At 46.3% G+C, this 8969-nt stretch carries 9 protein-coding genes; 7 read left to right on the top strand and 2 right to left on the bottom strand.

Annotation, left to right across the window (positions count from 1 at the left end; genetic code table 11):
* The 3 genes from Q1A18_RS17385 to Q1A18_RS17375 all read left to right on the top strand — a co-directional run.
* Nucleotides 1-1263 (top strand): PspC domain-containing protein (locus Q1A18_RS17385; protein WP_299583699.1); only part of this gene is annotated, 1263 nt, incomplete at its 5' end.
* Nucleotides 1264-1361: 98 nt separating this feature from the next.
* On the top strand, nt 1362-1865 hold the full coding sequence (locus tag Q1A18_RS17380) for a DUF4252 domain-containing protein (RefSeq protein ID WP_299583696.1): 504 nt from the start codon (nt 1362-1364) through the stop codon (nt 1863-1865).
* A 13-nt stretch (nt 1866-1878) separates the two neighbouring features.
* Nucleotides 1879-2073 carry a PspC domain-containing protein gene (locus Q1A18_RS17375; RefSeq protein ID WP_299583692.1) on the top strand — a complete coding sequence of 65 codons (195 nt, stop codon included), beginning with the start codon at nt 1879-1881 and terminating at the stop codon, nt 2071-2073.
* Between the two features lie 2 nt (nt 2074-2075).
* Here the strand turns inward: Q1A18_RS17375 and Q1A18_RS17370 are convergent, their stop codons facing one another.
* A complete protein-coding gene (locus Q1A18_RS17370; RefSeq protein WP_299583689.1) occupies nt 2076-3431 on the bottom strand; it encodes an ATP-binding protein in 1356 nt (451 codons plus the stop codon).
* Nucleotides 3428-4795 carry a sigma-54 dependent transcriptional regulator gene (locus Q1A18_RS17365; protein WP_299583686.1) on the bottom strand — a complete coding sequence of 456 codons (1368 nt, stop codon included), beginning with the start codon at nt 4793-4795 and terminating at the stop codon, nt 3428-3430. The genes Q1A18_RS17370 and Q1A18_RS17365 overlap by 4 nt, the downstream gene beginning before the upstream one ends.
* Before the next feature lie 180 nt (nt 4796-4975).
* Here Q1A18_RS17365 and Q1A18_RS17360 point away from each other — a divergent pair, with 180 nt between their 5' ends.
* The 4 genes from Q1A18_RS17360 to Q1A18_RS17345 all read left to right on the top strand — a co-directional run bounded on the left by Q1A18_RS17360 (nt 4976) and on the right by Q1A18_RS17345 (nt 8881).
* A complete protein-coding gene (locus Q1A18_RS17360) occupies nt 4976-6319 on the top strand; it encodes a TolC family protein (RefSeq protein WP_299583683.1) in 1344 nt (447 codons plus the stop codon).
* Between the two features lie 60 nt (nt 6320-6379).
* Complete coding sequence (locus Q1A18_RS17355) at nt 6380-7636, top strand: HlyD family efflux transporter periplasmic adaptor subunit (protein ID WP_299583680.1); 1257 nt, start codon at nt 6380-6382, stop codon at nt 7634-7636.
* Nucleotides 7637-7724: 88 nt separating this feature from the next.
* Nucleotides 7725-8105 (top strand): four helix bundle protein, encoded by a 381-nt coding sequence (locus tag Q1A18_RS17350; RefSeq protein ID WP_299583677.1) that lies wholly within the window; start codon nt 7725-7727, stop codon nt 8103-8105.
* 77 nt (nt 8106-8182) lie between these two features.
* Nucleotides 8183-8881: an ABC transporter ATP-binding protein gene (locus tag Q1A18_RS17345; RefSeq protein ID WP_299583674.1), complete on the top strand. Its 699-nt coding sequence runs from the start codon at nt 8183-8185 to the stop codon at nt 8879-8881.
* The last annotated feature ends 88 nt before the right edge of the window (nt 8882-8969 follow it).

The raw sequence follows: 8969 nt of genomic DNA, 5'->3' as shown, positions 1-8969 counted from the left end.
CACCGGGTGTTTGGCGGTGTATGTGGTGGTATGGGCGCCTACTTTGGTTTGGAACCAGTGGTGCTTCGGATCATCTGCTTTGTGTTGATTTTCCTGACCAGCGGGGTCATTATCCCGGTTTACTTGCTGTTGTGGATTGCCGTACCGAAAGCGAAGACCACGGCCCAGAAGCTGGAGATGCGCGGGCAGGAAGCCACGGTGTCGAACATTGAGAAATCAATTAAGGAAGAAGTTCAGGAAGTGAAAGCCAGCTACAACAAGTTTCGCAGCTCCGACTCCTATAACAAAGGCAAAGAGCAGGTCAGCCGTTTTGGTGAGGTGGTTTACCGCCTGTTTCGGGTAGTCCTGAAAGTATTGGTTATCCTGATTGGGGTTGGACTGATCCTGTTTGGCTTTTTGAGCCTGATTACTTTCCTGGCCTCCATGATTGTGGGACATTCGTTTATTGAAGCGGCTCCCTGGATGGCCGGATTTGGACCTGAGTTTTACATGCCCGAAATCGCCACCTACTTTATCAGTGCAGGCTCGCTGACCACCCTGATGATAGCCACCGGCTTTTTGGTGGGCATTCCGTTGCTGGCCATTTTGTTTGTGGGTACCAAGCTGGTGTTCCGCTTTCAAACCAACAACAAGCTGATTTTTTTAGGTTCGCTGGGCGTATGGCTGGTGGCCCTGGTGGTCGCCCTAGTGGTTTCACTCTCGCAGATTGATAACTACAGCAAGCAAACCACCGTGAGCGAAAGCCAGGTGATTGACTGCAGCAGCTGCCAGACCCTTTACCTGGAGCTGGAGGCGGATACTTACAGTGGCAGCCGGCATAACTATTACATGGACCTGGATCGCATGAAGGTGGTTTCAGAGGATGGAAAATCGATTTTGCTGGGTAACCCCCGGCTGGATGTTGAGCGCAGCAACACGGATGACTTTGTGATTCTGATTCGCAAGAAATCACGCGGCAGCAGTGCCGAAGAAGCCAATGAGAATGTTCAGGAGATTGTGTATCAGTACACGGTTCAGGATTCCACGGTTCGTTTCAACCCCTACTACCGGTTGGATGAAGGTGCCCGCTGGTTGCAGCAGGAGGTGGATATCACCATTAAAGTGCCGGAAGGCAAGCGTGTGTACCTGGACGATAAGCTGGTGAAGATTATTTACGATATTGAAAACGTGTCGAACACCTATGATGGCGACATGGTTGACAAGTACTGGAAAATGACTGAGCTGGGGCTGGAAGAAGATGAGCAGTCGTTGACCACCAATTAACAGCATTAAATAACCCATGGTGTCCTTGTGTTTCTAAACTTTCCGGTGGCAGGCTTTCGAGGCCGCACCGGCAAGGATACCGATTAAAAATGAAAGTCATGAATATTCGATCAATTCAAATTCTTTTTGTTGTTTGCCTGCTACTGGCAAGCACCATGGTAATGGCGCAAAGCAAGTGTGATAAGCTATTCGATACTTTTCAAAATAAACCGGGAGTGACCTATTTTGCTTTCAACAAAAGCATGACTGATGCCTTCAATATTGATCTGGATGAAGAAGGCAAAACCATAAAAGGTGATCTGAATGAGATTCGTTTCATGTCGTACAATCCTGAAAAAGGGCAGTTGACAGGAGCAGAATTTATACGCAAAGCCACGGGCTTGTTGCCCGGAGCTTACGACCGAATTGTGGAGGTTGATGATGAGAATAATGCTGAAATTTGGATGTTAGGCAACAAGCGAAAAGCTTCTGAATTTCATGTTTTTATTCGCAACGAATCGGACGATGACATGCAATTCCTGATTTCCTTCTTCGGCAATTTTGATTTGGAAGACGTTGAAGGAATCCGCAAAATCGGTTTGAACTTATCTGATGACAATTAAAAAAATAAAGACCATGAAACGATTAACGAAATCAAACGACAAGAAACTGGCCGGAGTTTGTGCCGGCATATCCGAGTATTTCAATCCGGAACTTGACCCGGTTATTGTGCGCATTGGCTTTGTGGGGCTCTGCATCTTCAATCCCCTGATGCTGATTGCTTACCTGGTGCTGGCCATCGTGCTTCCCGAGCCGGGAGTGGCGAGCTGACGCTATTCATTAAAGAGCATACAAAACAGGGTTTCCTTATGGGGAACCGACCGAACCCGAAGGCTGCCATTGTGCAGCCTTAATATTTGGCGTGAAAGGCTCAGTCCAATGCCATTGCCGTTTTCGCGAGTCGTGAAAAAAGGTACAAAAATTTCATCCAGCAGCTCGTTGGGAATCCCCGGTCCATTGTCTTTAACACACACTTCTACCTGACCGTTTTTGTTCCGGCCGGCCATTAATTCAATGCATGCATTTGGTGTTTCAACAAGGGCCTCGCGCGAATTTTTAATCAGGTTGAGTAAGACCTGTGAAATCATTTTTTCATCCGCATGGATCATCAAATCAGGCGACTCCACGTTCAGTTTGAATTGAATGGACGACTCCGGATGCTGGGCCTTGTTCAGCAATACCATCTTCTCCAACAGATTGAGAACGCGATTGGGTTTTTTATCTGGCTTTGGCAGACGTGTCAGTTTGCGGTACGATTCCACAAAAGCGATCAAGCCCCGTCCTTGTTCTTTAATCACATCCAGTCCGCGAATGGTGGTGTTAATCATCTTCTCATCAACCTCTTCAGGCGAAATGGTGTGCCCGTTTTTTCGGAAAAAATGACTTAAACTTTCGGACAAGGAGGTAACCGGGGCAATGGAGTTCATGATTTCGTGGGTCAGCACCCGAATCAGGCGCATCCACGAGTCCAGTTCCTTTTCATCCAGTTCGTTGTTAATATCCTGTACCGACAGCAAGGTCAGTGCTTGGTCATTGTTTATGAACGAGTTGGCCTTGATGGAAATCGTCACCTTCCCCTGTTTGCCATTAAAGGTGATTAGCTTTTGTCCGACTTGCTGAACTTGAGGCAGTGTTTGGGCCAGCTGTTCATCAACCTTGGTGAGCTGCTTTAAATGGGTGAACTGTTCGAGCCCCAGCAGCTTTTTCACGGCACTGTTGGCATGAATCACAAAGCCCCGTTCATCATAGGTCAAAATGCCGGTACCCACATGCTCAATCAATGCCCGAAAGTACTGTTCCTGCTGATGGTGCTGTATTTTGATACGTTGAATTTGCTCGTTGACTTTGGTTAGGTTTTGGCTCAGTTTCTGGATGATTTTATCGTTTTTGTGGGTCGGAAATGCCAGGCTGGAGTCCTCATTTTTGATGGCTTCAAAAAAGTAGTTGATGCGTTCGTTTACGCGATTTTGGTAGTGAAGCAGGTTGATGACCAACCCGGCTAATAGCAGGGTTAGCAAAGCGCTTAACAACCACTGTTGCAGGCCAAAGGCAGCCCAGCCAATGCCAATAGCTACCAGGATAATCAAAAGTATCCGGCTTAAGAGATTAATGAAAAATGACTGGTTCATCCGATTTCAAATTTTTTCATTTTGTTGTAGAGCGTTTGTCGCGTAATTCCCAGCTGTTCCGCAGCAGCTGTAACATTCCCCGGATTTTTATCCAGCGCAAGAAGGATCAGTCGCTTTTCCATTTCTTCCAGCCGGAGGCAGTCCGGGTCAGTCTTGTGTCCGGTAACCGGTCTTAAAAAGAAATCATCAGCTTTCAGAATGTTGTTTTCACTTAAAATGACGGCTTTTTCAATGCTGTGTTCCAGTTCCCGGATGTTTCCGGGCCAGTGGTATTTCAGCAATTTTTCCTGGGCCTGGTTGTTCAGTTTCAGGGCTGCTTTATCGTACTTGTATGCATATTTTTTCAGGAAGAAATCGGCCAACACCAGGATATCGTTTCCGCGCTCGCGCAAGGGAGGAACTTCGATTTGGATGGTGTTAATCCGGTAAAGCAGGTCTTCGCGGAAAAGCCCTTTCTCTACCAGTTCCGGCAGGTTTTTGTTGGTGGCGCAAACCAAGCGAATATCCACTGGAATGGTTTGGTTGGAGCCGATGCGTGTCACTTCCCGGTTTTGGATGGCGGCCAGCAGCTTGGCTTGTAGGTGAAACGAAAGGTTGCCAATTTCGTCCAGAAAGAGTGTGCCTTTGTTGGCCACTTCAAATTTGCCTGCCCGGTTTTCGCGCGCATCGGTAAAGGCGCCTTTGACATGGCCAAACAGCTCGCTTTCGAACAGCGATTCGCTGACAGCGCCCATGTCCACTCCGACCAGCATTTCTTCCTTCCGGTTTGACAGGCGGTGAATTTCCCGTGCAATCAGCTCTTTGCCCGTGCCATTTTCTCCTGTAATCAGAATGTTGGTATCGGTCTTCGCAACCTTGCGCACAACTTTCAGCACGTGCATCAATTCGGGTGAGGAGCCAATGATAAATTTCTCCTCACGATTGATGGCTTGCTTCAGTTCTTTCTCTTTCAATTTGAGGTGTTTGACTTCTTCGCGCGACAGGCTTAGCTGGATGGCTGAACGAATGGTTGCCAATAGCTTGGTGTTGTCCCATGGTTTTAGAATGAAGTCGGTGGCTCCTGATTTCAGTGCTTTTACAGCCAGCTCCACATCGCCGTATGCCGTGATGAGTACCACTGAAATCTCCGGATGATTCTCCTTGATTTGTTGCAGCCAAAAGATGCCCTCATTGCCGGTATTTACCCCAGCTTTAAAGTTCATGTCCAGTAAAACGAGGTGATAGGGCGTTTTGCGCAGCTCGCTTGTTATCAGGTTCGGATTCGACAAGCATGTTACTTTATCGTATTCCGAAGAAAGAAGGATTTCAAGGGCGCTGAGCACACTTTTGTTATCATCAACAATAAGGATATTTCCAGTGGGCATTTTTTTTATCAAAATTAGAGCTTGAAAGGTGGAAGCGCAATGATCTGTCAAATTATTTTACAGAAACATGTCAATATATTTTACATTATTCATGGAGGTGCTTTTGTAGTGTATTGATAATTAGGGTTGTGTGTTTTTGGCACTGTAATGGTTAAACCGATGGTGCTGAACGATGAAGATATGACAGATATTCTCAAAATAATAATGGTAAGCTTCCTTCTTTTTCTGCCAGGCTTTGCCTCAGGGCAGGAAAGCTGGAGCCTGACCAAATGCATCAATTACGCGTTGGAGCACAACCTGTCGCAGCAGGTTTACGAACTGAGTGAGCAAGCGGCAACAATCGATGCCAACCAGTCGAAGTTCAATTTATTGCCATCGCTGTCCGCTTCTTCCTCTGCCGGATTAAGCTTTGGCCGGTCGGTGGATCCAAACACCAACGATATTGTCAATAACGAATTCTTCAATAATTCCAACCGTTTGGGAGCCAGTCTGGCTGTGTTTCAGGGATTCATTCAACAAAACCGGATTGCCTATTCAAAATTCAGATTGGAAGCTGCAAAATGGGAGAAAGTGAATCATCAGGATGATTTGGCTTTTTCAATCTTGATGACCTATTATGATGTGATTTACTACCAGGGCATGGTGTCAATTGCCCGGGAGCAGCTTTGCCTGTCGGAGAACAATTTGAAGAAAGCTGAAGTATTGATCGAAACGGGCTTGAAAGCCAAAACGGATTTGGCCGAAATGCAAGCCACTTACGAAAAGGAGAAGCTGAATCTTTTACAAGCAGAAAATAGATTGGAGGAAATGAAGTTAAAGCTGGCTCAAGGCATGAATTTGCCTGGCGAAAGCTTTAAGCAGGTCCGGTTTGAATGCGGAGAACCGGCTGTTGGGGCTAATCCGGCGGTTGTTGCCGATTCGCTTTATGCTTCATTTGTCAAACATTCACCTGTTATAAAAAGTGCCGAAGCCGTATTGCAGGCTTCCGCTAAAGAGGTTGCCATTAGCCGCGGGCAGTTTTTTCCTTCCATTCACCTCAATGCCTCCATCAACACGGGCTATTACGAAACCAACCGGGATGCGGATGGACGCACGATTTCGTTTCGAGATCAACTGAATAATAACCGGAGCCAATATGTTGGAGCTTCCATTTCTATTCCGATTTTTGCACGGAATCAGGTGCGCAGTCAGTTCCGGAAAGCCCGCTTGGCAGAGGATCAGGCGCGTACACAGCTCGAAAATTACAGGCAAACGGTGTACTACGAACTGCTGAATAATTGTCGGGAGATGCAGGCGCTTTTTCGCGAATACATCCAGACCGGGAAACAGGTGGATGCCGATGAGCTGGCTTACCAGGTGGCTCATCGAAAGTACGAAGAAGGCCTGATTGATGTCATTGAGCTGCAGGCCGTAAAGAACCGCCTGGCCGGGTCAGAAAGTCAACGTTTGCAGGCCCGCTTGCAATGGGAAATCAAGCTTAAGGTAGTGGACTTTTACAAAGGGATTCGTTTTTGGGAGCAATGATTGGAAGGAGAAGGGAGAAAAGAGAGTTAACGGTAGAATTTGAATTAAAATTTTTTAGCAATGACGATGGATCGGGTTATAGAAAAGAAAAAAGGGCTTAAGAAGAAGCACTTTTATATGGCAGGGGGGATTATTATTTTCTTCTTTATGCTCTACCAACTGGCCTTTACAGAGCACCAGTCGGTATTTCGGGCCGAGCAGGACAAACTCACCGTAAGCACCGTTGAAGATGGTCTGTTTAATGATTACATTACCATTATTGGGCAGGTTGAACCCATTCGCACCATTTATCTTGATGTGGAAGAAGGAGGAAAAGTGGAGGAAATCTATATTGAAGAGGGGGAGATGGTGCAAAAAGGCGACGTTATTTTGAAGCTCAGAAACACGGACTTGAACACCACCATTATGAGTAGTGAGTCGCAGCTTGCTTACCATGCCAACGAGCTGAGAAATACCCAGATTCAGATTGAGCAGCAGCAAATACAAAACAAACAACAAAAGCTTAAGATTGATCTGAAAGTTATTCAGGCTAAGCGAAAATTCAGCCAACACGAACGCCTGTTTAAGGAAGAATTGGTTGCCCGGGAAGTGTATCTTCAAGCGAAGGAAGAATATGAGTTGGCGCAGAAAGAACAGGGATTGACTTATCAGAAGATGGTTCAGGATTCGATCTTTCGGGCCAACCAACGCATCAGCATGGATGAGAGTCTGGAAAATACGCGATTGAGTTTGAAAATGGCCAAAGAGCGTTTGGCAAACCTGAACGTAAAAGCACCGGTTGACGGGCAGCTTGGCTTGCTTGATGCCGAAATAGGGCAATCCATTTCTCGCGGGCAGCGGCTGGGACTGGTTCATATTTTAACCAACTTTAAGATTAACGCCAGGATTGACGAGCATTACATTGACCGGGTACGGCGCGATTTGGCGGCTGCCTTTGACCGGAATGGCGAAGATTACCAGCTGAACGTGCGAAAGGTATACCCCGAAGTTCGGGAAGGACAGTTTGAAATAGACTTGGTATTTGAAGGTCATAAGCCGGATAACATTCGCACAGGGCAGACTTATCACATCAAGCTGAAGCTGGGGCAATCAGAAAAAGCCCTGCTGTTACCTCGTGGGGGCTTCTTCCAAAGCACCGGTGGACAGTGGGTCTTTGTGTTGAACGAAGCCGGAACCGAAGCCGTGAAGCGTCCGATCCGTATTGGGAAGCAAAACCCGCAGTATTACGAAGTGCTTGAAGGCCTTGCCCCCGGTGAAAAAGTAATCACCTCCAGCTATGAACTGTTTGGCGATAACGATAAGATTGTCTTTAAATAGGAAAGGGCTGAGGGCAGAGAGCATAGGGCAAAGAGCAAAGGGGACTGTTGCTGGCTTAACAAATGAGAATCAAACTAAAATTCATAAATTGAATGAAACACTTAAAGTTTTAACTATGGCACATTTTAGATTTATGGATTTAGATATTTGGAAGGAGGCAATTACATTGAATGATCAGCTTTTTGATTTGGCAGAGGAGATGGGAAATGCAAAAAGTTATAGAGTAGCAGAACAACTAAGAGCAGCCTCCTTGAGCATTTCTAATAATATTGCTGAAGGTTCGGGCTCTTTTTCCGCGAAGGACTTTGCTAACTTTTTGAATATGGCGCGACGTTCGGTTTTTGAGACAGCCAATATTGCATATGTCGCTTTCAGACGTCAATTTATGGATGAAGAGCAATTGAATCAGATTTTAGATGATTTAGACTCTTTAAGTAGGAAAATAACGAATTTTAGAAATCAATTTTAAAAAACTGAGCAAATAGTTTGGGTCGCATTGTGTTCTTGCTCTTTGCCCCATGCCCTTTGCTCTATGCTATTACAACTATGATAAAAACAGTAGATCTAACCAAAATTTTTCGCACTGAGGAAATTGAAACCAGTGCGCTGAACCAAGTCAACCTGCATGTAAAAAAAGGGGAATTTGTTGCCATTATGGGGCCTTCGGGATGTGGTAAGTCCACCTTGCTAAACATTGTCGGGCTGCTGGACAACCCGTCGGACGGTCAGTATTATTTCGATGGGCAGGAAGTGGGCCAGCTAAAAGAGCGTAACCGCACCCAGCTTCGGAAAGGGAACATCGGGTTTGTTTTTCAAAGCTTTAACCTGATTGATGAGTTGAACGTGTATGAAAATGTTGAACTACCCTTGATTTACCTGAAGCTGAAAGCGAGTGAGCGCAAAGAAATGGTTGAGCGGGTGTTGGAGCGCATGAAAATCAGTCATCGGCGCAAGCATTTTCCACAACAGCTTTCCGGAGGTCAGCAGCAACGTGTAGCCATTGCCCGTGCCGTAGTGGCTAATCCAAAACTAATTCTGGCCGATGAGCCGACCGGTAACCTGGATTCGAAAAACGGACTGGAAGTCATGAACCTGCTTACCGAATTGAACCGGGAAGGAACAACCATTGTGATGGTTACCCACTCGTTGCACGATTCGGAATTTGCTCACCGGGTGGTCAACCTGTTTGACGGACAGGTTATTACCGAAGAGGTGAAAAAAGAAATGGGAGAGGTACTGCTGTAGCAAGGAGTTAGGGCCTGCGATGTCTATCCCTAGGTGCGATGCTGCTTGATGTCAATAGGGGCGCTGTGGTATGAGTAAATTGTCAGAA

This window comes from uncultured Sunxiuqinia sp. (assembly GCF_947495665.1).
Classification (GTDB): Bacteria; Bacteroidota; Bacteroidia; order Bacteroidales; family Prolixibacteraceae; genus Sunxiuqinia; species Sunxiuqinia rutila.
This window is presented reverse-complemented; position numbering and strand designations above follow the sequence as displayed.